The following is a 25713-nucleotide window of genomic DNA, read 5'->3' as shown; positions in this document are numbered from 1 at the left end:
CTTCGGCTATGGTGCCGTCGCCATGTTCAAGCACACCCCCGGTCAATCGTCCGTACCGCCGTCCGACGCTCCTGCTTCCGAGGACGACACGACTCACTTTGGCTTTCGTCGCGTCGCCGCGGCGGAGAAGGCGAAGCTGGTCCGTGGCGTTTTCGATCGGGTCGCCAGCCGCTATGACCTGATGAACGACCTGATGAGCGGCGGCATCCACCGCCTGTGGAAGGGCGCGATGCTCGACTGGCTTGCCCCGCGTCCGGGGATACAGGTTCTCGACGTGGGTGGCGGTACCGGCGACATTGCTTTCCGCCTGCGCCAGCGCGGCGCCGGTTCGGTGGTGGTGGTCGACGTCAATCGTGAGATGCTGGCGGTCGGTCGCGACCGCGCCATCGATCGCGGCCTGATCGACGGCCTCTCCTGGGTCTGCGGCGACGCCGAGGCGCTGCCGGTCGCCAATGCCTCGGTCGATGCCTACACGATCGCGTTCTGCATCCGCAATGTCACCCATATCGAACAGGCGCTTGCCGAGGCACGACGGGTGCTGCGACCGGGCGGCCGCTTTCTCTGTCTCGAATTCAGCCGCGTCGGCCTGCCCGTTCTCGATCGCGTCTACGATACCTACTCCTTCAACATCCTTCCGCTTCTGGGTCGCTTCGTCGCCGGCGATGCCGGCTCGTATCGCTATCTCGCCGAAAGCATCCGCCGGTTTCCCTCCCAGCAGGTGTTCGCGAAGATGATTGGCGACGCCGGGCTCCGACGGGTGAGCTATCGCAATTTGTCCGGTGGCATTGCCGCGCTGCATTCGGCGTGGCGGATCTGATGCGCACACCTACCTTGGAGCGAGTCCCTGGTAGCAGGCGCATGCGAGCCGACACAGGCGCCGACTAAGCCGGTGCTGCAGACCCTGCGCAATTTGATCCGCATGCTGTCGCTGGTGCGCACCCTTGCCCGCCAGGACGCGCTTGCGCCGTTACTGAACCTCCCCTTGCCACCGCTGGTGCGGCCGATGCTGCGCGCCATCAGCACTTCGCAACCCGGACGCCCGGGCGAGAAGCTGGCGCGGGCGCTAGTTGCTGCCGGCCCGTCGTTCATCAAGCTGGGGCAGGCACTCTCAACGCGCGCCGATCTGTTCGGCGACGACTTCGCCGCTGACCTCGCCCACCTCCAGGACCGCCTGCCGCCCTTTCCGGCCGAGGAGGCCCGCGCCATCATCGCCGCGGAGCTGGGCGCGCCGATCGAGACGCTGTTCCGGCGTTTTGACGATCAGCCGGTGGCGGCAGCGTCCATCGCCCAGGTGCACTTTGCCGAGACCACCGAAGGGCGCGCGGTCGCGGTCAAGGTGCTGCGACCGGACGTGGAAGCCGCCTTCCGTCGTGACCTCGATCTTTTCCGCTGGGGCGCGAAGCATGTGGAACGCGTGCGACCGGAGTTCATCCGCTTGCGCCCGGTGGAAACGGTGGCCTTGTGGGCCGAGTCGGTGGCGATGGAGATGGACCTGCGGATGGAGGCCGCCGCCGCGTCCGAACTTGCCCAAAACTTCGCTGACGATCGTAACTTCTACGTACCGGCGGTGGACTGGTCCCGCACTGGCCAGCGGGTGCTGACGCTGGAGCGGGTTACCGGCATTCCCATCTATGATCGTGAGCGGCTGGTCGCCGACGGCTTCAATCCGGAGAAAATCCTGGCGATCGCCGCCGAATCCTTCTTCCGCCAAGTCTTCCGCGACGGCTTTTTCCACGCCGATCTGCATCCCGGCAACATGTTTGTGCAGCCGGACGGCAGAGTTGCCGTAGTGGATTTCGGCATCATGGGGCGCATCGATCGTGCCGATCGCCGGCACCTTGCCGAACTCCTTCTCGCCTTCCTCAGTCGCGATTTCAAACTGGCGGCGGATGTGCATTTCCGTGCCGGCTGGATCCCGCGCGATCGCTCAGTCGCCGCCTTCGCCCAGGCCTGCCGGTCGATCGCCGAGCCGATCCTGGACAAGCCGCAGAACGAAATTTCCGTCGCCCACCTTCTCAGTCACCTGTTTCGCGTCACCGAAACCTTCGGCATGGCGATCCAGCCGCAGTTGCTGCTACTGCAGAAAACCATGCTGGTGGCAGAAGGCACCGGGCGCGCGCTTTGTCCTGACATCAACATGTGGACCCTGGCGCGGCCGATGATCGCCGATTGGATGCAAACGCAGATGCGCCCCGACGTGCGGCTGCGCGAAATGGCCGAGGATTTGGGAACGACGGCGACGCGCATCACCGACGCCGTTCGTCTCGCCGAGAAGGGTGCAGCACTGCTCGCCGAAGGACGGATCAGACTGCATCCCGAAACGATGGCCTCCCTCGCTGGCAACGGCGGCAATTTCGGTCAGTGGCTGCCATGGATCATCGCCGCTGCGGCAGTGGGTTACGCCATGCTTCACTGAGGCTGGCCTGCCCGCACGGCGGCGTGCTTCCGCCGCGCCCCCGCGCTTGTGAATGTGCGAGTCTACCCCCAGCTTATAACAAATGTGAATCGTTAATTGTCCGTAGCATGAGCGTGCTTGCCAATAAGCGTATCCTCCTTGTCATCTCTGCTGGTATCGCTGCCTATAAGTGTCTGGAGCTCATCCGCCGCTTGCGGGAGCGACGGGCCACGGTGCGCTGCATCCTCACACCGGCGGCGGCAAACTTCGTCACGCCGCTGTCGCTGGCGGCACTGAGCGAAGACAAGGTCTACCAGGACGCCTTTTCCCTCACCGACGAGAGCGAAATGGGCCACATCCGGCTGTCGCGTGAAGCCGATGTGGTGCTGGTGGCGCCGGCCACCGCTGATCTCCTCGCCCGCATGGCGGCCGGCCTCGCCAACGATCTGGCGTCGACGGCACTCCTCGCCACCGACAAGCCGGTGATCGTCGCCCCGGCGATGAACGTGCGGATGTGGCTGCATCCGGCTACCCGGGATAACGTCGCCACTCTCCGCCGGCGCGGCGTAACCATTGTCGGCCCGGATGAAGGCGACATGGCCTGTGGCGAGTGGGGGCCGGGTCGCATGGCCGAGCCGGCGGCGTTGGTCACCGCTCTGGAAACCTTTTTCGCCGCCGGCGCACGGCTGCAAGGTCTGCGCGCCCTCGTCACCAGCGGGCCGACGGTTGAACCGCTCGATCCGGTCCGCTTCATTTCCAATCGCTCCTCCGGTCGGCAAGGGCACGCAATCGCCGCGGCACTGGCACGCTCCGGCGCCGAAACCACGTTGGTGTCCGGTCCCACCCGCCTCGCCGACCCCGATGGCGTTCGCACCATCCCGGTGGAAACGGCGTGCGAGATGCTCGCCGCCTGTGAAGCGGCATTGCCGGTGGAGATCGTCGTCTGCGCTGCTGCGGTCAGCGACTGGCGGGCAGCGAACATGGTCAGCGACAAGATCAAGAAGGATGCCACGGCGGCGGCGCCGGCAATCGCACTGATGGAAAACCCCGACATTCTCGCCACGCTCAGCCAACAGGGCGACCGGCGTCCGCGACTGGTGGTTGGCTTTGCAGCAGAGACGACACGCATCCTCGAGCACGCTAGCGCCAAGCGTCAACGCAAGGGCTGCGACTGGATCCTCGCCAACGACGTCTCGCCCGCCACCGGCACCTTTGGTGGCGATCGCAACACGATCCACCTGATCAGCGCCACCGGTATCGAAGAGTGGCCCGAAATGAGCAAGGACGACGTGGCGGAGCGACTGGTGCAACGCATTACCGAAACCTTGCGGCCGGAGCAGNATCGAATGCTGAGCGTACCCATCCATCGCTTCGACCATGCCAGCGACCNNTGCCGCTGCCGANCGCGGGCTACGGAGCTCAGTGCTGGCGTCGATCTGCTCGCTGCCATCGGCGAACCCATCGAACTCGCACCACTGCAACGGACGCTGGTCCCCACCGGGGTAGCGATCGCCCTGCCGCCGGGGTACGAAGCCCAGGTGCGGCCACGCTCCGGGCTTGCCGCCAAGCACGGCATCACCGTGCTCAACAGCCCGGGAACCATCGACGCAGACTATCGAGGTGAAGTGTGCGTCATCCTGATCAACCTCGGCTCGCAGACATTTCGTCTCGATCGCGGCATGCGCATAGCCCAGATGGTGGTTGCGCCTGTCACGTCGATCCAGTGGGATGAGCGATCGAGCCTGTCACCGTCGGAACGGAACGATGGCGGCTTTGGATCAACAGGAACGCATGCGGCGACGATTGTCGGGGGCGGGGGTCATAAAGCATGGTGCTGCGGCTATCGCGGAAGACACTGTTTGCCATCGAAGCAGTGCTTGATATCGCTTATCATTCAGGCGCCGAACCCGTACAGAGTCGCGAGATTACCGAACGTCAGGGAATCCCCGACGCTATCTCGAACAGGCGCTGCAGAACCTTGTCCGCCAGGGTGTGTTGGTGGGGGTGCGCGGTCCGCGCGGCGGTTATCGGCTCGCCCGTGAGCGACGGCGGATCACGGTTGGCGAAATTGTCCGCGTCGTCCATAACGCCGAGCCGGATGAGGACGATGACGAGGCCGATTTGAACTCGGCATTGGGACTTAAGGTGGTGCGGCCGCTGTGGTCCCATCTACAACAGGACATCATGGCACAGCTCGATGAGGTTACCATTGACGAGCTTTGCCTGCGTGCAAACAATGCCGGCATTGCGAGCGAAGGACGAGCCAAACTCGATTTTTCCATTTGAGGGCTCCATGCCGGCTCGCGGCTGCCGGCCAGACGGCAATGCAATGCACCGAACCGGGAGGTTCTTTTGATGGATGACCGCTTGACGGACGTCGACTTACCAGCAGCACAAGGCCACATCTACGACAGCATCACCGAAACCATCGGCAACACTCCGCTCGTCCGCTTGGCCAAGTTTGCCGCCGACGCCGGGGTTGAGGCCGAAATTCTCGGCAAGTGCGAGTTCTTCAATCCGCTGCATTCGGTGAAGGATCGGATCGGCTTGGCGATGGTTGATGCGGCGGAAGCCGACGGCCGCATCAAACCGGGGGCAACGCTGGTGGAGCCCACTTCCGGTAACACCGGCATCGCGCTCGCCTTTGTCTGCGCCGCGCGCGGCTATAAGCTGATCCTCACCATGCCGGAAAGCATGTCGATCGAGCGCCGCAAGATGCTGGCGCTGCTAGGCGCGCGCATTGTCCTGACGCCGGCGGCGAAGGGCATGCCGGGAGCCGTCGCCAAGGCGGAGGAAGTCGTTGGCAGTACGCCAGGGGCCATCATGCTGCAGCAGTTTTCCAATCCCGCCAATCCGGAGATTCACCGCCGGACCACCGCCGAGGAGATCTGGCGCGACACCGGCGGCGAGGTCGATGTGGTCGTGAGCGGTGTCGGCACCGGTGGCACCCTCACCGGCTGTGCCGAGGTGCTGAAGGCACGTCGTCCCGGGCTGCGCGTGGTCGCGGTCGAGCCGGAGGACANNGGCCCGGTCCTCTCCGGCGGGCTGCCGGGGCCGCACAAGATTCAGGGCATCGGCGCCGGCTTCATTCCCGCGGTGCTGAACATCCGCATGATCGACGAGGTGATCAAGATCGCCAACGAAACGGCGTTCGTCCATGCGCGCAAGGTGGCGCGACTGGAGGGACTTCCCGTCGGCATTTCCTCCGGCGCCGCGCTGGCGGCGGCAATCGAGGTGGGGCGGCGGCCGAATATGCAGGGCAAGCGGATCGTCGCCATTCTACCCTCCTTCGCCGAGCGCTACCTGTCGACGGCGCTGTTCGATGGTCTGGACTTCGACTAGCCGCCGGTAGCGCCGGCCGACGCTCTCGCCGCCATGATCAACAAGGACGCATGAGCTTTACCGATGCGCAGGTGCGCCGCTATGCGCGCCATATCCTGCTGGACGAGATCGGCGGCGAGGGGCAGGCGCGACTGCTGGCCTCGCGCGTGCTGGTGGTGGGCGCCGGCGGCCTTGGCTCGCCTTTGCTGCTTTATCTGGCGGCGGCCGGCGTCGGCACCATCGGCATCATCGACGATGATGCGGTGGACCTCTCCAACCTGCAGCGGCAGATTGCTCATGCCACCGAAGCGGTGGGCCGGGCGAAGGTGGAGAGTGCGCAGGAAAGTATTGCCCGCATCAACCCGGAGGTGCAGGTGATCCCCTATGCCGCGCGGCTGACTGCGGCGAACGCGCTCGCTCTCATCGGCGACTATGACGTGATCGCCGACGGCAGCGACAATTTCTCCACCCGCTTTCTCGTCAACGACGCCTGCTACTTCGCCCGCCGGCCGCTGGTCTCCGGCGCCATCCTCCGCTTCGACGGCCAGGTGGCGACCTTCCGATCGCATCCAAGGGCGGCGGGTGCTGAACGCGGGCCCTGCTATCGCTGCCTGTTTCGCGAGGCGCCGCCGCCGGGAGAGGTGCCGTCGTGCGCCGAGGCGGGCGTGCTGGGCGCCTTCTGCGGTGTCATCGGCTCGCTGCAGGCGACGGAAGTGATCAAGGAACTGCTCGGCATCGGCGAGAGTCTCGCCGGCTACCTGCTGATCTGTGACGGACTGCGCGGCATCTTCCGCCGCATCCGCGTCCGCCCCGATTCTGGCTGCCCCCTCTGCGGCGACCAGCCGTCGATTCACGACCTGTCGATCCATGCCCACTGAGAGTGGCGAGACCGAAGACTTGGCGGCGGCAGCGGGTGCACTGTCGGTGATCGTCTTTTCCGGCGATTACGAACGCGTCCACTACGCCCTCGTCCTCGCCGCGGCGGCAGCGGCGATCGGTGGGCCGGCGACGCTGTTCTTCACCGGCGAAGCGATCCGCGCCCTGGTGACCGGCGACACCTGGCGGCAGCTGCCGGCGGCGGGCGGTGCCAGCGGTGGCGAGATCGACGATCGTTATTGCCGCCGCGGGGTGGCAGGGTTCGCTGAACTGCTGGAGGCGTGCGTCGCCCTCGATGTCCGCTTCATTGTCTGCGAAATGGGCCTGCGCGCCATCGGCCTGACCCGCCGCGATCTACGGGACGATGTTCCCATGATCGAAGCGGGAGTGGTGACGCTGTTGGCAGCCTTACCTGCCGCCCGTCTCCTCCAGATCTGACTCCTCTGGCCACTGCGACAAAAAAAGCAGGCGGGAAAGCCGCGCTAGACTGGCTTTCCCGCCTGAGTTCGAGGGTCAAGGGAGAAGAGAACGCGCACTCGTGGCGTTTACGAGGGCTGTGTATAGTAGGAGACCTGTGCGCGGGTAGGTCTGCGCAGCGATTTTTCGCGGTTTCTGGTGTTGCTCAAAGGTCGTGTCATCCGCTGCCGGGGCTATTGGTTCCGTTTGGGGTTTGCGGTCATGGCGAGCCCACGCTTGTCACGCTGCAGCGGCAAGGATCGTCAGCGCGCGCTTGAGGTTGTACGCACTTTCGGTGAAACGGACCTGGGCAGCCTCCTTGGTGAGCCCNCGCCATCTCATCCGGCGTAAGCCATAGCTGCGCTTCCGTGTGCCGAAGATTGTCTCGATCCGCCCCCGCACGCGACAGCGCCTTGTCCAGTCCGCGCGCCACCCGTGCCTTGCGAAAACGCACGAAGGCCGTCCGTTTCGGTGTCCTCTCCAGGGCCGAAAATCCGCAGAGCCGCCGGAATGACCAACGGTCATCCAGCGCTTCGGCGAGCTTGACGTCCGAGAGATGGGACCACACCGTCAGCAGCATCGCTTTGAAGAGGGCCAGGGGCGGCCAAGCCGGCTCTCCCTTCGCCGCGCTCGCGATGTCGGCTTGGTGCGGCTCAATCGGCATCCAATCGATCAGCTTCGCCAAGTCGTCCAACGACGAACGGCGTGCCGTGCTGCCATTGCCAAACCCGAAGCCCTCCCAACCAATCCGCCGCTGGCGCATGCTTCATCCCAATCCATTGCCCAGATTGAGGGAATCATCATCCAAGCGCTTCGTCCAGACATACCCGCGCGCAGGTCTCCTAGCCGCAGGATGGCGATCGTCGGTAGCACCCAGGGGTCGCCGGCGCATCGTCGCTTCCGCAAATTGTGAACTTCGTTGCCTCTTGTCGCTGCGACCGCTGTCCCTACCTGCAAGGCGGTGCATCGCAGCTGGCCGGGTTGTCGCGGCGACCGTAGGTGGTGGCGCAGGGTTGGGCTGACAGGACGATCGGACGGCATATGGCTACGATCGACGACGGGCAGGTGAAGAACTTCACGCCTGGACGGCGGGGGTACGGTCGCGACGATGGCTGCGGCTTGGGCGGGCGTGTCCGCTGTTACTGAGTGTCCTTGCCGTAGCGCCGACCATCGCTGCCGGCNCCCGGATCGCCCCCGGATCGCCCATTGCCAAGGTGTCGCTCGTCGCCGATGCCGAGGCGATTGCCGCCGGGGTGCCCTTCACCTTGGCAGTCCGCCTGCAACTGCCCGCGGGCTGGCACACGTATTGGTCCAACCCGGGCGAGGCCGGCGCCCCCACCCATGTGGAGTGGCGGCTACCCGAAGGTTTCACTGCCGCGCCGCTCGCCTGGCCGATCCCGGAGCGACTCGCCAGCGGTGGCATCGTCAGCTACGGCTATGCTGGCGATGTCTGGCTGACCGCACGGATGACGCCACCGGCGGTGCTGCCGCCGGGAACCACGGCGCCGCTCGCTGCCGCGGTTGACTGGCTGGTCTGTGCTGAAATCTGTGTACCGGAACAGGCAGAGGTGACGTTGACACTGCCAGTGGTGGCGGTGGAGGCGACGATGGCGCGTCCGGCAGCCCCGGCGATCGCCCGCGCCTTTGCCGTCGCCGCGGCGCAGGTGCCGCAGCCGGTTCAGGCACCTCTTGCCGTCAGTACTCACGACGGCGCCATCGTTGTGGCGATCTCGAGTCTTGACGCTGCCACAGCAGCGACTGCACCAAGCTCCGGTGCCGTGACCGGTGCTTGGTTTTTCCCCGACGCCTTTGGCCAGATCGACGATGCGGCGCCGCAAACGCTGGAGCGAGGCGCCGATGGCTTGCGGCTGCGGCTGGTGCGGCCGGCCAACGTTGCGTCAGTGCCGCCGGAGTTATCGGGCGTTTTGGTGCTTGAGCGGGCGACGGGGCGGATCGGCTACACGGTCAGGGCGCCGGTGCCCTCGTGACGACTGCTGTCGCCTTTCAGATGCTTACTTTGAACCGTTACCAAGCAGAGGACAGAACTATGTCGATCCAGCGTGCAGGCATCCTTCGAATGACGGCCGAGCGTTTCGGCTGGGTGGCCTTTGCCGCCGTCGTGGCGGTGCTAGTGATGCTGGCCAACGCGCGCATGGCCGCCGCCGGGCCGGTGCTCGGCCAACCAGCACCGCCCTTTACCGCCACCGACAGCAATGGCAAGACGGTCTCCCTCACTGATTTTCGCGGCAAGGTGGTCGTCCTTGATTGGACCAATCACGAGTGCCCGTTCGTACAGCGTCACTACGAGAGCGGCAACATGCAGGCGCTGCAAAAGGCAGCCACCGCCGACGGTGTTATTTGGCTCTCTATCGTCTCGTCGGCGCCCAAGGAGCAGGGCAACGTCACGCCCGCGGAGGCGAACAAGCTGACGGTGTCGCGTGGTGCGGCGCCGACGGCGGTGCTGCTCGACCCGATGGGGACGATTGGCCACCTCTACAATGCCAAGACCACACCACACATGTTCGTGATTGATGCCGCGGGGATCCTCGTTTACATGGGGGCGATCGACGACCAGCCGCGCAACACCGGTGCCAACCCGGCCGCGGCGCACAATTACGTGCGCGAGGCGTTGGCGGCGACCAAGAGCGGCCAGCCCGTCGCCACGCCGCTGACCCAGTCCTACGGCTGCTCGGTCAAGTACGGCACCTAACCCGAACTATTCACCGGGACACAACGTGCGTCGGGTGTTGAATCAGCGATGCGCGTAAGGGTTGATATTGGCGAGTGGGTTGGTTTCCGCCTGTCGCGGGATGGGGGATTGGTCGGGTCGAGAGGCGCTGGTGGTTGTGGGGAACGGGCTCGGGAGGAGGCGCACCGCCCCGGTGTTCACATGATGAGCCGCGGCATCCGTCCGAGGGCGAAGCGGAGAACCGCTTGATCGGGAGCGCTGGTCGGCAAATGAACCTTGATCCTGGTTTTCATCTCGACGATGTCGAACTGGGCGACCCGCCAGGACGAGGCCTTAGGCATTAGAGCGGGATGAGATGACGTTGATTCGAAAGGGGATTCCGTTTTGGCGTGGAATGTGCCCCACCATGCGGGCTGGAGGAGGAGGCCGGCATGGATGGCGAGAGCGTATTCCCTCGATTTGCGTCTACGGGTCGTCGCGGCGGTGATCGACGGCGGGTTGTCGCGGCGGCAGGCGGCCGCCCACTTCGGCGTCGCGGTCAGCACGGCGATCAAGTGGGTCGATCGCTGGCAGGAGACCGGCAGCGCGGCAGCCGGCAAGATGGGCGGGCACAAGCCGAAGAAAATCAGCGGCGAGCATGCCGACTGGCTGCGCCAGCGCTGTCGCGAGAAGGCGTTCACCCAGCGTGGCCTGGTTCAGGAACTCGCCGGCGAACGCGGGCTCACCGTCGACTATCGCTCGGTGTGGGAGTTCGTCCACGCCGAGGGGCTCTCATATAAAAAAGTCCTGATCGCCAGCGAGCGCGACCGGCCGGCGATCGCCCGACGGCGGGCGCAGTGGGCGAAGTATCAGGGCCGCATCGATCCGGCGTGCCTCGTCTTCATCGACGAGACCTGGACCAAGACCAACATGGCGGCGCTGCGCGGCTGGGCGCCCTGCGGCGAGCGGCTCGAGGCGAAGGTGCCGCACGCGCACTGGAAAACCTGCACCTTCATCGCCGCGCTCCGCCACGATGGCGTCGACGCACCGTGGCTGCTCGACGGGCCGATGAACGGCGAGAGTGTGTATGGCGGTGACAAATTAGGCCACGTAGCGGCGGTGATTGGTGCTGCCGCGCCGGAGTAAAATCTGGCCAGTGGNNTTAGGCGGTCTCTTTTTTTGGGGGCGGCCGGGGATGTTTGCCGTGGAAGTCTACGCCGCCGTTCGGCATTTCGTTTTCATCGAGGGCAACAGCCGGCGTGAGGCGGCCCGGGTGTTCGGGCTGAGCCGTGAGACGGTTTCGAAGATGTGCCGGTTCTCGTTGCCGCCCGGCTACACGCGAACGAAGCCGGTGAAGAAGCCGAAGCTCGGGGTGCTGCTGCCGGTGATCGACGCCATCCTCGAGGCCGACAGGACGGCGCCTTCGAAGCAGCGGCATTCGGCCAAGCGGATCTTCGAGCGACTGCGCGACGAGCACGGTTATGCCGGCGGTCTGACGGTGGTGAGGGACTACGTCCGGGTTGCTCGGNGGAGATTGCGGGAGACCTTCGTGCCGCTGGCTCATCCGTCCGGTCATGCGCAGGTCGACTTTGGCGAGGCGATCGGCGTGATCGGCGGCGTCCGGCAGAAGATCCACTTCTTCTGCATGGACCTGCCGCAATCGGATACTCCTTTCGTGAAGGCCTATCCGGCGGAGACGACGGAAGCCTTCCTCGACGGGCATGTGTCGGCATTCGCCTTCTTTGGCGGCGTGCCGTTGTCGGTGCTTTACGACAACACGACGCTCGCGGTGGCGANNAGATCTGCGGCGACGGCAGGCGGGAGCGCACCCGGGCCTTTACGGAACTGCAGAGCCATTACCTGTNTCCAGGATCGCTTCGGCCGTCCCGGCAAGGGCAACGACAAGGGCAAGGTCGAGGGGCTGGTGAAGTATGCTCGATCGAACTTCCTGACGCCGATCCCCCAGGCGGCAAGCTTCGACGATCTCAATGCCATGCTGGAAGAGCGCTGCCGGCAGCGACGAGGCGAACGCGCCGGTCGCCACGGCGAAACCATCGGCGAGCGTCTCGTCGCCGACCTCGAAGCCTTCCGGGATTTGCCGGCGGTGCCATTGGAGCCGAGCGAGAAGCGGGCGGCCCGTGTCTCATCGACCGCCCTGGTCCGCTACCGCGGCAACGACTACTCGGTACCGACGGCATACGGCTTCCGGGATGTTGTGGTGAAGGGCTTCGTCGACGAGGTGGTGATCCTTTGTGCCGGCGAGGCGATCGCCCGGCATCGTCGCTGCTATGGCACGGGCACCTTCGTATTCGAGCCGCTGCACTATCTGGCGCTGATCGAGACGAAGCCGAATGCCCTCGACCAGGCGGCGGCGCTGAAAGACTGGGATCTGCCGGAGGCGTTCCAGCACCTGCGCCATCTCCTCGAGGCGCGCATGGGCAACCGCGGCAGGCGGGAGTTCATCCAGGTGCTGCGGCTGATGGAGGCGATCCCGATGGAGATGGTGGCGAGCGCGGTCAGCGAAGCGATCCGGCTCGGCGTCATCGGCTTTGATGCGGTCAAGCAGATTGCTCTGGCGCGCGTCGAGCGGCGGCCGGCCCGGCTCGACCTGACGGCCTATCCACATCTGCCGAAAATGGACGTCAGGATGACGGCGGCGGCTGACTACGCCGTTCTCGTTCCCGGGACAACGGCATGACCGGCAAGGCGGGCGCTGATGCGATGCCGGCGGGAACGACAAGCGGCACACCGCAGGTTCTGCTGGCGCATCACCTCAAGCAGTTGAAGCTGCCGACCGTTCTGCGGGAATACGACAAGATCGCCCGCGAATGCGCACGCGACGGCGTCGATCATCCCCGCTATCTGCTGCGCCTGGTGGAACTCGAACTGATCGACCGAGAACGCCGAATGGTCGAGCGGCGGATCAAGGCAGCACGCTTCCCGGCGGTCAAAAGCCTCGACACCTTCGACTTCACCGCGATTCCCAGCCTCAACAAGATGCTGGTGCTCGAGCTGGCCCGCTGCGAGTTCATCCTGCGCCGGGAGAACGTCATCGCGCTCGGCAACAGTGGCACCGGCAAGACCCATGTCGGGCTCGCCCTCGCTCTTGCCGCCTGCCAGAAGGGGTTCACCGTCGCCTTCACCACCGCAGCCGCCCTCGTGCACCAGTTGATGGAGGCGCGTGACGAGCGCCGCTTGCTGAAGCTGCAACGCGATCTCCAGTCGGTGATGTTGCTCATCGTCGACGAACTCGGTTACCTGCCGCTGTCGCCGACCGGGGCGGAACTTCTGTTCGAGGTGTTCTCCCAGCGCTACGAGCGCGGCTCGACCCTCGTCACCTCCAATCTGCCGTTCGAGGACTGGACCTCGGTGCTGGGATCGGAACGGCTCACCGGCGCGCTGCTCGACCGCCTGACCCACCACGTCCATATCCTCACCATGAACGGCGACAGCTACCGGTTGAAGCAATCCGCCGGACGTCGTCGTCCCCCACCGCAGCCGATCGGGCGGAGCAAAACCAGACCACCGCCGAGACCGTCGATCCCGAGACCGGCGAAACCAGCAAGCCCTGATCCCCGAGGCAAAGCCGACGCACGGCAAGGGGCCCGATCGGGCCCCTTGCCGTGATTGCACCGCTCTCGCCCAAATGGCCTGCTTTTACTCCGCTACAGTGGCCCAGAATTGCTCCGCCGTTGACAAAGAATGCTTCCAGCTCTACGTCGAGAAAGCCCTCGTGCCGACGCTGAAGCCGCGCGACATCGTCATCATGGACAATCTCGGCAGTCACAAGACCAAAGCGGTGCGCCGCGCCGCCGGCGCCACGCTGTTGTTCCTGCCGAAATACTCGCCCGACCTCAACCCGATCGAGCAGCTCTTCGCCAAGCTGAAGCATTGCCTGCGCAACGCCGCCGAACGAACCCGCGACGCCGTCTGCACCCTCATCAATCCCCTCATTTAAGCTATGTTCGTCAGTTGGGCGGTGATTGGTTTGTTTTTTAGCATTTCGAGGAACCTTTCGATCAACGGCCGGAGACGGGGTTCGGGCATGGCCGGGATGAGGTCGTAGAGCATGCAGCCCTGGCGGAACAGGGAATGGGTTCGGCGTTTGGCGGTGTTGACCTTGAGGTGGCGGTCCATGCCGAGCGCTTCGCCGGCCTCGCCGAGCAGGGTGAGGAACAGCACGGCGAAGGCGTTGAGCAGGAGCAGGCGGTCGCGGCGCTGCGGATCGCCGATGCGCACGGCGCCGAGCCCCATGCCGAAGCGCAGATCCTTGGTGTCGCGGAAGCTGGGCTCGATGGTCCAGCGTCTGGCGTAGAGGTTGACGATTTCGCGGGCCGATGCGTCTGCCTTGCTCGTCGCCAAACACCAGGGCTCCTTCATCGCCTTGGCGTGGACACAGACGACGGCGCCGACCGGTTGCGCGGCGGCAGTGACCGAGGCGCCGCGCAGATGGCGCGCCCGGCCGCCCTTGCCGACCCACTCGGCCGCCGCCCGGCTTTCTCCGTCGGCGGCGTCGACGCGGATGTCGCCGCGGAACCGGATGACATAGGCGAAGCCCAATTTCGTCAGATAATCGAACAGTTTGCGGTCGCCGAAGCCGCGGTCGGCGAGGATCGTCGCCGTCGTCGCCGCCGGCAGCACCCCGGCAAGGCGGCCGAGACACGCATCCTCGATGGCGTTGCGCTGGCCCGCCAGTTCCGCCTTCAGCATCGTCAGCCACAACAGCGGCGTCGCCCGGCCGTGCCCGGTCACCAGATTGAGCGCCAGCGTCGCCTGCCCGTCGGCGTCGAAATCGGTCCAGTCCATGGCGACGACGATTTCCTTGCGGCCGCCAACCGCCTCCGGAACCCATTGCCCGAACATCTCCCAGACGGAGACGCCGGCGTTGCTCAGCAGCCTGTCGACCTGTTTGACCGCATGCTTGGTCAGCAATCCCCGCGCCTGCGCCAACGCATGGCCGATCATCGAAACCGCCAGCGACGCACCGGTCATCACCCCCAGCGTGCCGTTGGCCAGCGACGCGATCCGTTTGGCGTGAACATGCCCCGCGAAAACCCCATCAAGAAACCGACGAACGTCGGTCAAACGAAACTCAGGACGCGCTACCCCGTTCACTTCCCCACCCCAACCCTCGAAACCTTCCTCTCACCCTGCATAACCGACCGCCGCCGCAAAGCTCATCCGTAGCAACCCATTGATCCGTATCAAAAAACTCAAAATGAGGGGATTCCTGAGGTCTGCACCGCCATCGCCCGCATCCTCGACAGCGTCTCAGCCACCGAATGCGCAAACTACCTCGTCAACAGCGGCTACGCTCGAACTTGATCTCATCACGCTCTACTACTACAGTTGCATTTTATCCTCTAATATGGTTCCGTTGCCTGCGGCTGTGGGAGGGCGACGGATGGGTGTGGCGGAATGGGCGGGCACGCTTGTTGATTGGAAGGCGGAGCTCGAGGGGTTGAGGCGGGTGATCGCGCCGGCGCTGGGGCGGGCGGAGACGCGCCGTTCGGCCGGGATGTTCATCGACGGGCTGTTCTCGGCGGCATCGCGCAAGACCGGCTGGATGCTGGCCGAACAGGCGGGCCTCGAGGCACCCTATCGCCTCCAGTCACTGCTCGGACGCAGTTCATGGTCGGCAGACCAGCTTCGCGATCTGGTGCGCGGGTACGTGACGAACGCGCTGGGTGATCCGGGCGGCGTGCTCGTTGTCGATGAGACCGGTTTCCTGAAGAAGGGCCGGCACTCGGTGGGTGTCGGCCGTCAGTACTCGGGCACCGCCGGCCGGATCGAGAACTGCCAGGTCGGCGTTTTCGTCGCCTACGCCAGCCGCTGGGGCCACGCGCTCATCGACCGGCAGCTGTACCTGCCGAAAGACTGGGCGGACGATGCGACGCGCCGCCGGACGGCCGCCGTGCCGGACGACGTCGAATTCAAGACCAAGCCGGCGATGGCGCGGGAGATGATCGAGCGGACGCTCGACGCCGGCCCGCCTTGCGCCTGGGTTCTCGCCGATGCGCTCTACGGCTCGGACAGTCAACTCCGGCACCTGCTCGAGGGCCGCGGCCAGCCTTATGTCCTTGCCGTACGCTCCAACCACACCCTTCGCTTCCTCGAGGACGGGACCCTCGTCCAGACCGACCCTGCCACCATGCTGGACACGCTGGCGGACGATGCGTGGTCGTCGCTGACCGCCGGCGAGGGGGCGAAGGGTCCAAGGCTCTACGACTGGGCAAGGCTGCCGCTCGGATGGTCGACGGATGACGGTTTCGAGCGCTGGCTGCTCATCCGCCGCAGCCGGCGTGATGCGCAAGCACTCGCCTATTACCTTGCCTATGCCCGGCAAGGCACGTCCCTGCCCGAGCTTGCCGCTGCCGCAGGCCTCCGCTGGACGATCGAGGAGTGCTTCCTGCGGGCGAAGGACGACCTCGGCCTCGATCACTGCGAGGCGCGCTCCTGGCACGGATGGCATCGCCACATGAGCCTGGTCCTCGCTGCCGCCGCCTTCCTCGCCAAATTGTCGGCCGACCAGCGCCGGATCGCCTTCGATAAACGGGACAAAACGAGTCCGGCCGCCGCGGCCGCATGACCGTCCCGCTCGCCACGCCGGAAATCCGCCACATGCTCGAAAGGATCCTGTTCCGGGCGAAAACCCATCCCGCCTTCGTCTGGGCCTGCTCACGATGGCGCCGCAGCCACCAAACGACAGCCGCCAGCAGTCACCGCAAGAAACGACTAGAAACGCAACTGTAGTACTAAGAGAGTGTTGATCAGCGCATTAGCCAATGCCGTGTAGTAGCGTGCGAGCTACGAGCGGGCGTCGCCGACACCTGCCGGCGACCGACCCCACCGCCATCGCCGCCGAACCCCGTGGGACAAATGGCCCTTTATTTTTCTTAATGGTTGCTACCGCGCCGAGGTCAGCCCCGAGGTGTCGCGTACGTCGCGCCCGCGGCCTCGAGGGGGTCGCGCAGGCGCTGCAGGGCGTGTGCGTAGTTGGCGCCCGCCTCCTTCAATCCGCCGAAATGCAGGCCGACGGCGTAGCGTCCGCCTTCGAACAGGTCGAGCACACACGACCCGGAGCTGCCGCCCAGTGTCGAGCAGTCATGGGTGAACACGCGGTTGGGGGTGTTGCCGTCCTCGAAGGTCAGCGGTCCGTCGATGACGGTGCCCGGGGAAAGCCGCTTCCGGCCGTAGATCGCCGTCCCGAAGGTGCGTCTGACGTCCTCGCTCGAGAGAGCGTCGTCGGCCACCGCCGGGTACCCGACGAGATACGTCTCGGCGCCGCGCACGAGCTCCGTATCGTCGGCGAGAATGGAGAGCGGCGGCGGGAGCGGGTCGCTTCCGGCGGGAGCGATGTCGAGGATCGCCACGTCCATCTTCGCCAACTCGATGTCCTCGCTGATTGCGTCGCGACTGGCGAAATGCACGCCGGTAACGAGGCAGAGCCTCTCGCGCCGCACGTCGAGCTCACCGGCGAACTCGACTTCGATCCGGCCGATGAACCGCCATTGCCCGCCGTCGCGGAAGGCGATGTCCTGCAGCACGTGCTTATTGGTCAGGACCCGGTTCGGCGCGATGAGGAAGGCGGTGCCGATGGCGTTGCGCTGGCTGCCATCGACGAGATCGACACGCCCGACCGAGCGCAGCGCGTCCCGGATGCGCGGCAGTCTCGCCTGCAGCCGTGTCCGCCAGTTGCCTGCCGTCGCCGCGTTCCATCTCTCCGCGAAGTCGATGCTATCGTTCTGCACGAACAGCGATGGCCGGCTGCCGTCGGTGAGGAGAACGACTTCCAGGCCGAACGCTTCCGCGCGCGACAGCCGGGCACTCTCGCCCTCGGCCAGGAGGCGGGACAGCCCTTTCTCAGCGTCGCCGACGACGTCGTCGTGCGCATCGCGGGTTGGCGGCGGCGACGCCGACGCGGGTGCGGCCAAGCTCTCCAGCCCCGATGACGCCCCGGTGCTGCGGCGTTCCGCCTTCTCCCGGATCAAAGCCAGCCCCTGGCGGCAGGCATCAATCTTGCTCCTCACGTCACCCTGATCACGCAGCCCACGCGTCGCGGCTTCCGCCCCCTCCAGAGTACGGGAGAAGCTGTGAAGAAACTGTCGCGCGAGGTTCGGATCGGTGGTCGCCATAGCCCTTCCCCCTAGTTGACGGGTGTTCCGACGCCGAGGCCCTTGAGGATGTAGTTCTGGACCGCCGGCTTCTGTTCCTGGAGCTTGTCGGCCGCCTGCACCAGGAGCTGCTGGGCGTTCGACGTGTCCTTTTCGGTGACCAGCACCTTCAGCGTGAAATTGCCGGCCGGCGCCGGCGAGTCGGCTCCCCTGCTGCGGGGCACCGCCGCGAGCCAGCCGACGGGTGACGCCGGCAAGCCGTCGCCGGGAGTGAGCACTCGGTTCTTGTCAAGGTTGTACCCCCTGATCGGCAGGACGAACGCGGCGATGCTCTCGGTCCGTCTGTCGTCGTCCTTGCCGAGCCAGAACGCCGCCATCTCTACCGCGACCTGGGCGTCGATCGAGTGCCCGGCGATCCGGGCAAACTTGCCGGGGAAGGTCAGCAGGACCCACGGGGTCGCGACCGTCTCCCATTCGTCGCTTAACACCTTCGCCTTCGCCCGCTCAAGCCGATACACCATCGGCGCGACGAGGAAGAACTGTCCGTCCTGCGAGGGGTGGAAGGCGAAGACGGCGGTCGTCGCCGGTTTGCCCGGTTTGCCCTCGACCGTGCGGGTGACCCGAAAGCCTACGTACTTCATCTGTCCGGCGGACCAGAAATCATCGCGGGCGATGCGCTGTTCCCACTGCGCTTCGTAGAGGGTCGCTTCCTTCTTCAGCTGATCGTGAACGTAGTCGACGGCGAGGCCGACCGCCGCGGCGACAACAGCGGCAGCGACAGCGGATTCCCTCCCGCCGCCTCGCGCGGGTTCCTGGAGCTGTACACACTTCGGCCCGAATACTTTTTCGTACGGGTCATATTTTGGTGAATCGCCCGCGTCAGTGAACACAGCCTGGATGTCTTGGTTGAGTTCTTCGCAGGTCTTGATCATCTCGATCTTGACCTCCTCCTCCTCCCGAAAGTTAGATTTCGAGTGAGGCGGGAGGAAGATCGCGCAGCCCGAGACGGTGGTTGCTGCGATCAGGGCGCCCAGTCGTGTCGCGCATCGGGCGGCTGATTTTCGCATGTATTTTCTCCGTTGCGAAATCGTCAAGATGCGGATGAGGCGAGGGAATTCGCGCCGTCGGTGTCGAGCGCCCTCATCCACGGCGGCGGGGCGACCTCGTTGCGGGCGTAGAAGTCGTCGAGGCGGCGACGGGTGGCGGCTCCCGACCGCAGCCCGTAAAACGTCGCGGCGGCTGCGAAGAACACGCTCCGCCTGAGGCCCGCCGGCTGCGCCGGATCGCCGACCGTGGCGAGAAATCCGTCGAGCCGTGTCGCGTAGGATGGCGCATCCCGCTCGATCATGAGGAGATGCCAGTCGCTGCCGTACATGAAGCGGCCAGCCATATCCGACGACAGGACGCCCCGCAGCAGCGTCTCCACGTCCGCCCTGTCGGTGAGCAGGCCGGAGAGGTAGCTGAGATCGGCGTAGAGGTTGGTGGACGGCGGCTCACGCATCAGGGCGACGAACTCGTGCGCCCAGGCGAACTTTTCAGCTTGCGAGTATTCGTTGTCGCCGCCGAAGTGCCCGAGGCAGACCCTGAGCCCGGGACAGGCACCCAGCGCCGTCCGCCAGCCGGCCGGCCCGGCGAGTATTGCTGTCTCCGGCGTCGCGCCCTGCGAGTGGCTGGAGTGGGCAAGGATCGGCACTTCGTTGTCGCGGCACCAGAGGTAGAGGGCGAGAAGTTTTTCGTCGAGTCGCGATCCGAAGTTGCGCACGCGCCACCACCCCGGCCAGTTGGCCTGGCGTGGCAGGGACGCATTGCCGTACGGCAGGTAGCCCATCGGCGGATAAATCTTCACACCGACGAAGCCGCGGTTTTCGACCGCGTCGCGGACGAGACGGATGGACGCATCGTCGTTGACGGCGTCGGTCCAGGGATTGTACGGCACGAGGGGAAGGATGGCGCCGCCGCTTGCCACGGCGATTTTCTCGGTGACGACGACCTGATCGGCAATCGAGGTGCGGGTGCTGGAACAGCCGAGCCAGTAGTCGAAGTCGACCAGCGCCGGCATGAACAGGTTGACCTGCGGCCGTCCGCTTGAATAGGTCTCGGCCAGCCAATACGCGTTGTCGCTGCGGCGCGAGCACAGGCGCTTGACCAGGCGAAAACCACCACGGGGTCAGGCCCGGCAGCGGCGGCCTCCAGTTCTGTCGGCGCTGTCNGAGAGAATCCGCTGCAGTTCGTCGGCAGTGAAGTCCGCCGGCTCGGGTGGCGGCAGCGCCGACTCCAGCCCCCGCCAGTCTGCTGCACCNGCCTGGTACTTCTGCTTGATGTCGGTGCCGCGAAAGCGTTCGGCGAGCTGCTGCGCCAGTGCCACGTCGAGGGCGCGTTCGCGTTGGCGTACCGCCGCAGCGGGGTCGGTGGCGCTTTCGAGCCCGCGCTCCGGTGGCAGGCGGGCGTCGAGCGCGGTCGCTTCGTCTGCTCCGGAGGGAGCGATGCCGTAGACGACCTCGGCGGCCAGGTCGGCCAGCGCCTTGAGGAAGTCGTGCAGTTCCGGGCTGACGTCCGAAGCGACGGGGCCGCGTATGAAGCCGGCAACGTCGACGTCCTGTCCGTTGAAAATATGGCAGTGGACGTCGATGCACAGCGGCAGGTCCTCACCGTCGCCGCCGTCATGGGCGATCGGCAGGCGCGCCGGCCGTCCTCGCCCCGCCGCCGCGTCGATGCGACTGGACGGCAGGCGGCAGCAGGCAGCGACGATCGTCGCCATCGCGGTCGTACCGAGAAGGAGGAACCGACGGCGGCTGTTGACGTGCGGTCTCGCAGCGATCGGCGTGCCGGCGTCGGATGTTGCCCATCCTGGTGCCACGCAATCGACGTCGGCGGTGGTCCCGGCGACGACCCCGGATGTCCAGGGCTAGCTTGCTGTCGCATCTTCCCCCGCTGTTGGGTTATCACGCCGTGTTACGATCCTTAAGTTGTCTGCCGTACCGACGAAAATATCCTTAGATTCCAATGTACGTGAGAATTCGAGGAGCTTCGAGAAATTTTCTTTGATGGCCCCGTCAATTATTCGTCACGAATGTTCTGTAGGTGAGAGGCAATACGACGCATGCTTCTGCGTTATTTAAGCATCATTTTTCGATGAGTGGACGTGCTGCGACCGCCGACCCGGCGCTCGTCGGACGCCTCATCCGGGAGGCGCGCACGCACCCGGAAGCGCCGGGGCCAAGCGAAAGCGGGCGCCCGTTTGTTGCCGAGCCTTCCAGAGAAAAAACTAGAGGGAGTTGACGCCGGCCGCGGAGACGATCAACAAGCGGGCTGAGATACCTAACACGTGTGTGGACGGCCCCCTGGGTGCAAGGGGTGAGGGGGAGAAAATCTGATCTGGTGCGATGGCAGTCGTGTGTCCGGCCTGTTTTGCGCGGCACGATGTCCGCTGGCCCAGATGGGTTCCGCGATCCACGCCCAAACGGATTAGCGGCCTTGATGGCCACCGGGCTACCCGGGTTCTGTGGATCGTCGGCTCGACCGGATCAGCATCTCTCTTCCTCAGCCCTGCACCCTTGGCATCAAAGAGTGGTCAGGCGGTGGCCGGCTGGCGATACGCCTCGCCGCGCGTCATCATCGCCCAGACGATGCGCGCCATCTTGTTGGCCAGGGCGACCGCCGCGAGCTTGCGCGGCCGCCTTGCCAGCAAAGCGATGAGCCAAGCCGAGGCTCTTCCCGGCTTGGCCTGCCTGATCACCGCGGTTGCTCCCAGCACCAGCAGCTGGCGCAACCGCTCATCGCCGGCGCGGCTGATCCCGCCCAGCCGCGTCTTGCCGCCGGTGGAATGCTCGCGCGGAGTCAGCCCCAGCCAGGAGGCGAAATGCCGCCCCGACTTGAACTGGCTGAAGTCGACCCGCAGCACCAGGCTCAGCGCGCCGATCGGCCCGATCCCCGGCACCTCCGCCAGCATCTGGCTGGTTGGCGTCTGTTTGTGTTGCGCCACCAGCCGGGCGTCGACCTCGGCCAGCCGCGCATCCAGCCGACCGATCTCGGCGCCCAGCAACGCCAATGCGTCCTTCGCCGGCGTCGGCAGCTCCGCGTCCTCGGCGACGTCGGCCAGCGAGCTTTGCCACGCCTTGGCGGCCAAGGCGGCCGACATGACCGAACTCGGCCGCGTGTCCGCGCAGCGCGTTGACCAGCTGCGTGCGTTGGCGCACCAGGAGCTCGCGCACCGACAGCAGCATCGCGTTGGCCTGCTGCCTCGCCGACTTGACCGCGACCTCGCGCATCTCCGGCCGGGCCGCGGCTTCGCTGATCGCCTCGGCATCGTTGCGATCGTTCTTGCCGCGCTTGACGAAGGGTTTGACGTATTGCGGCGGGATCAACCGCACCGTGTGGCCGAGCCCAGCCAGCACACGGCCCCAGTGATGCGAGCCGCCGCAGGCCTCCAGCACCACCTCCATCGGCGGTCGGCGCGCGAAGAATGGCACCATGTCCTGGCGGCGCAGATTTCGTCGCAGCACCGCCCGCCCGTCGGCATCCGTGCCATGCAGGGTGAAGACGGACTTGGACGTGTCGATCGCAATGCGGGTAAGCTCGGTCATGGACGGCTCCTGTTCACTTCGACAGCGAACCTTGGCACCAGATGCCGCGGGGCCGTCCACCCCAACGGATTATGCGTCCTGATCGGCGGGTGCAGCGTAGTTCATTGGAATCGCCTAGGATTCGGTTCTCGAAGCCAATCCATGTCGTTTCCGCAGCGCCCACCCGCCATGGTTGATCCGACGCTGCCGCTGCCTGGCCTGTCACCGGCTGCCGGCAAAGAGTTGGTCGCCCGGTTCGATGGCGGTCGGCTGTCGTCCGACGGCGGCCTGTTGGTTCTGCGCGAGATCGAGCGCCGGCTGGAAGTCGCCGATCGCCTCGCCGCCTGCATCGACGATCCGCGCGATCCCGGCAGCACCGTGCACACGCTCGCCGACATCATCCGCTTCCGGATGCTGATGATTGCCGCCGGCTACGAGGACGGCAATGACGCCACCGGCTTGCGCGGCGATCCGCTGTTCAAGTTGGCGCTCGAACGCGTGCCGTCGGACCGGGACCTGTGTTCGCAGTCAACCATCTCGCGGCTGGAGAATCTGCTCGATGCGCGGACGCTGCTGCGGCTGGGCCGGGCTCTGGTCGACGTCTGGTGCGGCTCGTTCCGCCAAGTCCCGCGACGGATCACGCTGGATATCGACGACACCTTCGATGCGGTGCACGGCGGCCAGCAGTTGCGCCTGTTTAACGCCCACTACGACGAATACGGCTTTCAGCCGATCGTCGTCTTCGATGCCGACGGTCGTTTCGTCACCGCCCTCCTGCGCCCGGCGAAGCGACCGAAGGGCGTCGCGATCCGCGCCTTTCTCCGTCGCCTCGTCCGCGCGATCCGCGCCCACTGGCCGCAGGTGGAGATCCTGCTGCGTGCCGACAGCCATTACGCCTGCCCGGAGGTGCTCGACTGGTGCGAGACGCGTGGCCTCGATTACATCCTCGGCCTCGCCCCCACCAGCACGCTGAAGCGCCATGTCACCGGCCTGGAGGCAAGCACCGCGGCGCGCTTCGTGGCCGCGCCGACCGGCGGCAGGNTCCGCCGCTTCAAGGAATTCTTCGACGCCGCCAAGACCTGGAGCCGGGTCCGTCGCGTCGTCGGCCGCGTCGAGGCCGGCAGCGACGGCACCGACACCCGCTTCGTCGTCACCAACCTCGGCCACGGCAGCGGTCGCTCGCTGTACCAGGACCTCTACTGCCGGCGCGGCCAGGCGGAGAACCACATCAAAGCGTGGAAAACTCATCTCGCCGCCGACCGCACCTCGTGCCCCAAGGCCACCGCCAACCAGTTCCGGNTTCGGCCTGCTTACGCGCGCTCCGCGCACGGTCGGGCCTCACTCCTGCACGCCGGCGCCTACTGGCTGCTGTGGAGTCTGCGCGCGCTGATGCCCAAGCGCTCGTCCTGGCGGGTCGCCCAGTTCGACACGCTGCGGCGGCGCCTCGTCAAGGTCGCCGCCCGCGTCGTCGAGATGAAGACCAAGATCAAGGTCCACCTGCCGACCAGCGCCGCTGATCAGGCAATCTGCCAACTCGTCCTCCGCCGCCTGCCGCGTCTCGTCACCTGATCGCCGGGGCGGCGCGCCCCCTTCCGAGCCCGTTCCCCGCAACCACCAGCGCCTCTCGACCCGACCGATCCCCCATCCCGCCGCGGCGGAAACCAACCCACTCGCCAATATCAACCCTTGCGCGCATCCACGATTTAACACACGACGCGCCTTGTTCCCCGGTGAATAGTTCGGGCTAGCAGCCTGTCGGACTTGCGTCTCGGGCGTCGCCGGACCTGCGTAGGGATCGGTGCGTCGGCGCCTCTGTCAGCGCCATTTTGGGCGGTGCGGTCGCGCTGGCGCGCCTGCGGAACTGGCCGCGCAGGCTAGACGGCGCGGCTGAGGGCGAACATCCGCTTCAGGTTCCATGCCATGGTCACAAGCCTCCACTCGCCACGGGCGGCATTGAGCCCGCGCAGCAGGAACTGCCGGAACCCCAGCACGGACTTGATGATGCCAAACACTGGCTCGGGCGTCTGCTTGCGCAGGGCGTAGAGCGCGCGGCCCTGCGGCGTGCGCAGCCGATACGCCATCGCCTGAACCGGGGTGGGGTCTTCGGGCGCCGGTGGCGCCGCAGCGAAGCGCTCTTGCAGGCTGAGATGATGCGCCTCGCGACCAAGTGCGATCAGCGGTTCGATCCCGCCGGCCACACAGGCCTGCACATTCGCCTCGCTGAAGTAGCCATTGTCCGCCAACAGCATGTCCGGCCTGCCGAGCACGTCCGGCAGAGTGCCGATCTTGTCCAGCATGGGTGTAAGCTGCTGCTTGTCGTTGGGCGCCTGCACCACGTCGGCGACCACCACCAGCAGACTGCCCGCCGCCACCGCCGCCTGCGCATTGTAGCACTGCTCAAAACCGCCGCCCGCCACCGCCATGATGCGGCTTTCCTCGTCGGTCAGATTGATCTGATCCGTGGGCAGCGGCGTCGCCACCGGCGGCTTCGGCTCACGGCCCGTGGGCTTCTTGCCGGTGGCCGCTGCCTTGGCGTCCCGTGCTGCGAGTTTCGCCTGATGGTCTGCCTGCTCCCGTTCGAAGCGTTCCTTCGCGCGGGCCTCGATCTTCGCCCGGGCCTCGGCGAGCCTGGACAACCGTTCCTCACGTCGCGCCAGTTCGTCGGGGATCGACATGCCGTCAGCGATGTCCACCTGGTCCGCCGCTTCTGCCTTGGCCATGAGATCGGCCACTTCGGCCTGCAGTTGGGCCTCCAGCTTGCCCGCATGGTCATAGGACAGCGCGCTGTGCCGGCTGGCATTGGCGTGGACCTTGGTCCCGTCGAGCCCGACCGTTCCCAGCTTCAGCACGCCCATCTCGCGCGCGAGCACCAGCACCTGGACGAACAGCTTCTCGATCTGCGGCAGAAAGCGTCGGCGGAACGCGGCGATGGTGTCATGGTCCGGATGATCGTTCGCCGCGATGAAGCGGAACGCCACGCTGTCATAGGTCGCCCGCTCCAGCTTGCGGCTGGAGAACACCCCGGTGGCGTAGCCGTAGATCAGAATGCCCAGCAGAAGGCTGGGGTGGTAGGACGCTTCCCCAGAGCCACGGTAGCTGCCGGTCATCGGCCGCAGATCCAGCCCCGCGATCACCTCCACCACGAACCGCGCCAAGTGCCGCTGCGGAAGCCACTCGTCCACCGACGGCGGCATCAGAAATCCGCTGTCGCGGTCGATCGGGCGGAAGTTGCTCATGCCGAAGAGGTCCGGGCCGGGGGCGTGAATCCATGCCCGGATTCTATAACCCACAGCTCCGCCTCGCGTTAAGTCCGACAGGCTG

Annotated in this window: 19 protein-coding genes and 8 pseudogenes; 18 read left to right on the top strand and 9 right to left on the bottom strand. The window is 65.9% G+C overall.

The window, feature by feature from the left end:
* Window positions 1-22 precede the first annotated feature (22 nt).
* The 8 genes and pseudogenes from ubiE (at window position 23) to HQ394_RS09740 (ending at window position 7030) form a co-directional block, all read left to right on the top strand.
* Window positions 23-817, top strand: coding sequence for a bifunctional demethylmenaquinone methyltransferase/2-methoxy-6-polyprenyl-1,4-benzoquinol methylase UbiE (gene ubiE, locus HQ394_RS09770; RefSeq protein WP_190260101.1), 795 nt, complete (start codon window positions 23-25; stop codon window positions 815-817).
* Between the two features lie 72 nt (window positions 818-889).
* Window positions 890-2416: a 2-polyprenylphenol 6-hydroxylase gene (gene ubiB, locus HQ394_RS09765; RefSeq protein WP_190260100.1), complete on the top strand. Its 1527-nt coding sequence runs from the start codon at window positions 890-892 to the stop codon at window positions 2414-2416.
* Between the two features lie 107 nt (window positions 2417-2523).
* A pseudogene (gene coaBC, locus HQ394_RS09760) lies at window positions 2524-3723 on the top strand (bifunctional phosphopantothenoylcysteine decarboxylase/phosphopantothenate--cysteine ligase CoaBC); the annotation flags it as partial.
* An 18-nt stretch (window positions 3724-3741) separates the two neighbouring features.
* Window positions 3742-4176: pseudogene (gene dut, locus HQ394_RS21530) on the top strand (dUTP diphosphatase); the annotation flags it as partial.
* Window positions 4177-4226: 50 nt separating this feature from the next.
* Window positions 4227-4681 (top strand): annotated as a pseudogene (locus HQ394_RS09755) (RrF2 family transcriptional regulator).
* 69 nt (window positions 4682-4750) lie between these two features.
* Window positions 4751-5737 carry a cysteine synthase A gene (cysK, locus tag HQ394_RS09750; RefSeq protein ID WP_190260099.1) on the top strand — a complete coding sequence of 329 codons (987 nt, stop codon included), beginning with the start codon at window positions 4751-4753 and terminating at the stop codon, window positions 5735-5737.
* Between the two features lie 50 nt (window positions 5738-5787).
* Window positions 5788-6594, top strand: coding sequence for a HesA/MoeB/ThiF family protein (locus HQ394_RS09745; protein WP_190260098.1), 807 nt, complete (start codon window positions 5788-5790; stop codon window positions 6592-6594).
* Complete coding sequence (locus HQ394_RS09740) at window positions 6584-7030, top strand: DsrE family protein (protein WP_190260097.1); 447 nt, start codon at window positions 6584-6586, stop codon at window positions 7028-7030. The genes HQ394_RS09745 and HQ394_RS09740 overlap by 11 nt, the downstream gene beginning before the upstream one ends.
* A 238-nt stretch (window positions 7031-7268) precedes the next feature.
* On the opposite strand, the gene HQ394_RS21525 is transcribed toward HQ394_RS09740, so the two are convergent.
* Window positions 7269-7712: a transposase gene (locus HQ394_RS21525; protein WP_456151577.1), complete on the bottom strand. Its 444-nt coding sequence runs from the start codon at window positions 7710-7712 to the stop codon at window positions 7269-7271.
* A 550-nt stretch (window positions 7713-8262) separates the two neighbouring features.
* Between HQ394_RS21525 and HQ394_RS09730 the strand changes: the two genes are divergently transcribed.
* Both HQ394_RS09730 and HQ394_RS09725 read left to right on the top strand, forming a co-directional pair.
* Window positions 8263-9036, top strand: coding sequence for a protein-disulfide reductase DsbD domain-containing protein (locus HQ394_RS09730; protein WP_190260096.1), 774 nt, complete (start codon window positions 8263-8265; stop codon window positions 9034-9036).
* A gap of 89 nt (window positions 9037-9125) precedes the next feature.
* The gene (locus tag HQ394_RS09725; RefSeq protein WP_190260095.1) at window positions 9126-9758 is read left to right on the top strand and encodes a thioredoxin family protein; all 633 of its coding nucleotides are present in this window, start codon (window positions 9126-9128) and stop codon (window positions 9756-9758) included.
* A 176-nt stretch (window positions 9759-9934) separates the two neighbouring features.
* Here HQ394_RS09725 and HQ394_RS21145 read toward each other — a convergent pair.
* Window positions 9935-10195: pseudogene (locus HQ394_RS21145) on the bottom strand (hypothetical protein); the annotation flags it as partial.
* On the opposite strand from HQ394_RS21145, the pseudogene HQ394_RS09715 reads away from it, so the two are divergent.
* From HQ394_RS09715 to HQ394_RS09700, 5 genes and pseudogenes are all read left to right on the top strand, one after another.
* Window positions 10173-10799, top strand: a pseudogene (locus HQ394_RS09715) (IS630 family transposase); the annotation flags it as partial. The pseudogenes HQ394_RS21145 and HQ394_RS09715 sit on opposite strands and share 23 nt — an antisense overlap.
* Window positions 10800-10911: 112 nt before the next feature.
* Window positions 10912-11808: pseudogene (istA, locus tag HQ394_RS21520) on the top strand (IS21 family transposase); the annotation flags it as partial.
* A 12-nt stretch (window positions 11809-11820) separates the two neighbouring features.
* Window positions 11821-12414: a Mu transposase domain-containing protein gene (locus tag HQ394_RS21515; protein WP_456151576.1), complete on the top strand. Its 594-nt coding sequence runs from the start codon at window positions 11821-11823 to the stop codon at window positions 12412-12414.
* Between the two features lie 23 nt (window positions 12415-12437).
* Window positions 12438-13288: pseudogene (gene istB, locus HQ394_RS09705) on the top strand (IS21-like element helper ATPase IstB).
* Window positions 13285-13674: a transposase gene (locus HQ394_RS09700; protein ID WP_407644737.1), complete on the top strand. Its 390-nt coding sequence runs from the start codon at window positions 13285-13287 to the stop codon at window positions 13672-13674. The pseudogene istB and the gene HQ394_RS09700 overlap by 4 nt, the downstream one beginning before the upstream one ends.
* Here the strand turns inward: HQ394_RS09700 and HQ394_RS09695 are convergent.
* The gene (locus HQ394_RS09695; RefSeq protein WP_190260092.1) at window positions 13671-14801 is read right to left on the bottom strand and encodes an IS4 family transposase; all 1131 of its coding nucleotides are present in this window, start codon (window positions 14799-14801) and stop codon (window positions 13671-13673) included. The two genes, HQ394_RS09700 and HQ394_RS09695, sit on opposite strands and share 4 nt — an antisense overlap.
* 319 nt (window positions 14802-15120) lie before the next feature.
* Between HQ394_RS09695 and HQ394_RS09690 the strand changes: the two genes are divergently transcribed.
* Both HQ394_RS09690 and HQ394_RS09685 read left to right on the top strand, forming a co-directional pair.
* Entirely contained in the window at window positions 15121-16305 is a 1185-nt protein-coding gene (locus tag HQ394_RS09690; protein ID WP_190260091.1) for an IS701 family transposase, read from the top strand.
* Window positions 16302-16469, top strand: a complete 168-nt coding sequence (locus tag HQ394_RS09685) for a hypothetical protein (protein ID WP_190260090.1) — start codon at window positions 16302-16304, stop codon at window positions 16467-16469. Before HQ394_RS09690 ends, HQ394_RS09685 begins: the two co-directional genes overlap by 4 nt.
* A gap of 167 nt (window positions 16470-16636) precedes the next feature.
* On the opposite strand, the gene HQ394_RS09680 is transcribed toward HQ394_RS09685, so the two are convergent.
* The 5 genes and pseudogenes from HQ394_RS09680 to HQ394_RS19825 form a co-directional block, all read right to left on the bottom strand.
* The gene (locus HQ394_RS09680) at window positions 16637-17851 is read right to left on the bottom strand and encodes a trypsin-like serine peptidase (protein WP_190260089.1); all 1215 of its coding nucleotides are present in this window, start codon (window positions 17849-17851) and stop codon (window positions 16637-16639) included.
* Between the two features lie 11 nt (window positions 17852-17862).
* Complete coding sequence (locus tag HQ394_RS09675) at window positions 17863-18897, bottom strand: hypothetical protein (protein ID WP_190260088.1); 1035 nt, start codon at window positions 18895-18897, stop codon at window positions 17863-17865.
* A 23-nt stretch (window positions 18898-18920) separates the two neighbouring features.
* Window positions 18921-19889, bottom strand: a complete 969-nt coding sequence (locus HQ394_RS09670; RefSeq protein WP_190260087.1) for an amidohydrolase family protein — start codon at window positions 19887-19889, stop codon at window positions 18921-18923.
* Window positions 19890-21401: 1512 nt separating this feature from the next.
* The gene (locus HQ394_RS19830; protein WP_263053711.1) at window positions 21402-22136 is read right to left on the bottom strand and encodes an IS110 family RNA-guided transposase; all 735 of its coding nucleotides are present in this window, start codon (window positions 22134-22136) and stop codon (window positions 21402-21404) included.
* Window positions 22045-22413: pseudogene (locus HQ394_RS19825) on the bottom strand (IS110 family transposase); the annotation flags it as partial. The pseudogene HQ394_RS19825 and the gene HQ394_RS19830, both read right to left, overlap by 92 nt.
* Before the next feature lie 168 nt (window positions 22414-22581).
* Here HQ394_RS19825 and HQ394_RS09655 point away from each other — a divergent pair.
* Window positions 22582-23961, top strand: coding sequence for an IS1380 family transposase (locus HQ394_RS09655; protein ID WP_190263235.1), 1380 nt, complete (start codon window positions 22582-22584; stop codon window positions 23959-23961).
* A 305-nt stretch (window positions 23962-24266) separates the two neighbouring features.
* Here the strand turns inward: HQ394_RS09655 and HQ394_RS09650 are convergent, their stop codons facing one another.
* Window positions 24267-25628 carry an IS1182 family transposase gene (locus tag HQ394_RS09650; RefSeq protein WP_190260069.1) on the bottom strand — a complete coding sequence of 454 codons (1362 nt, stop codon included), beginning with the start codon at window positions 25626-25628 and terminating at the stop codon, window positions 24267-24269.
* Window positions 25629-25713 lie beyond the last annotated feature (85 nt).

The organism is Defluviicoccus vanus, assembly GCF_014672695.1.
GTDB lineage: Bacteria > Pseudomonadota > Alphaproteobacteria > Rhodospirillales > Defluviicoccaceae > Defluviicoccus > Defluviicoccus vanus.
The sequence above is the reverse complement of the archived record's forward strand: the minus strand, read 5'-3'. Positions and strand labels throughout refer to the sequence as shown.

Excerpts from the sequence above, each read along its gene's own strand:
- HQ394_RS09725 (WP_190260095.1), top strand. The coding sequence starts at position 9,126 with ATGACGGCCGAGCGTTTCGGCTGGGTGGCCTTTGCCGCCGTCGTGGCG.
- HQ394_RS09670 (WP_190260087.1), bottom strand. The coding sequence starts at position 19,889 with ATGCCGGCGCTGGTCGACTTCGACTACTGGCTCGGCTGTTCCAGCACC.
- HQ394_RS09650 (WP_190260069.1), bottom strand. The coding sequence starts at position 25,628 with ATGAGCAACTTCCGCCCGATCGACCGCGACAGCGGATTTCTGATGCCG.
- HQ394_RS09740 (WP_190260097.1), top strand. The coding sequence starts at position 6,584 with ATGCCCACTGAGAGTGGCGAGACCGAAGACTTGGCGGCGGCAGCGGGT.
- HQ394_RS09690 (WP_190260091.1), top strand. The coding sequence starts at position 15,121 with ATGGGTGTGGCGGAATGGGCGGGCACGCTTGTTGATTGGAAGGCGGAG.
- HQ394_RS09675 (WP_190260088.1), bottom strand. The coding sequence starts at position 18,897 with ATGCGAAAATCAGCCGCCCGATGCGCGACACGACTGGGCGCCCTGATC.
- HQ394_RS19830 (WP_263053711.1), bottom strand. The coding sequence starts at position 22,136 with ATGCCGAGGCGATCAGCGAAGCCGCGGCCCGGCCGGAGATGCGCGAGG.
- ubiE (WP_190260101.1), top strand. The coding sequence starts at position 23 with ATGTTCAAGCACACCCCCGGTCAATCGTCCGTACCGCCGTCCGACGCT.
- HQ394_RS09685 (WP_190260090.1), top strand. The coding sequence starts at position 16,302 with ATGACCGTCCCGCTCGCCACGCCGGAAATCCGCCACATGCTCGAAAGG.
- HQ394_RS09745 (WP_190260098.1), top strand. The coding sequence starts at position 5,788 with ATGAGCTTTACCGATGCGCAGGTGCGCCGCTATGCGCGCCATATCCTG.
- HQ394_RS09680 (WP_190260089.1), bottom strand. The coding sequence starts at position 17,851 with ATGGCGACCACCGATCCGAACCTCGCGCGACAGTTTCTTCACAGCTTC.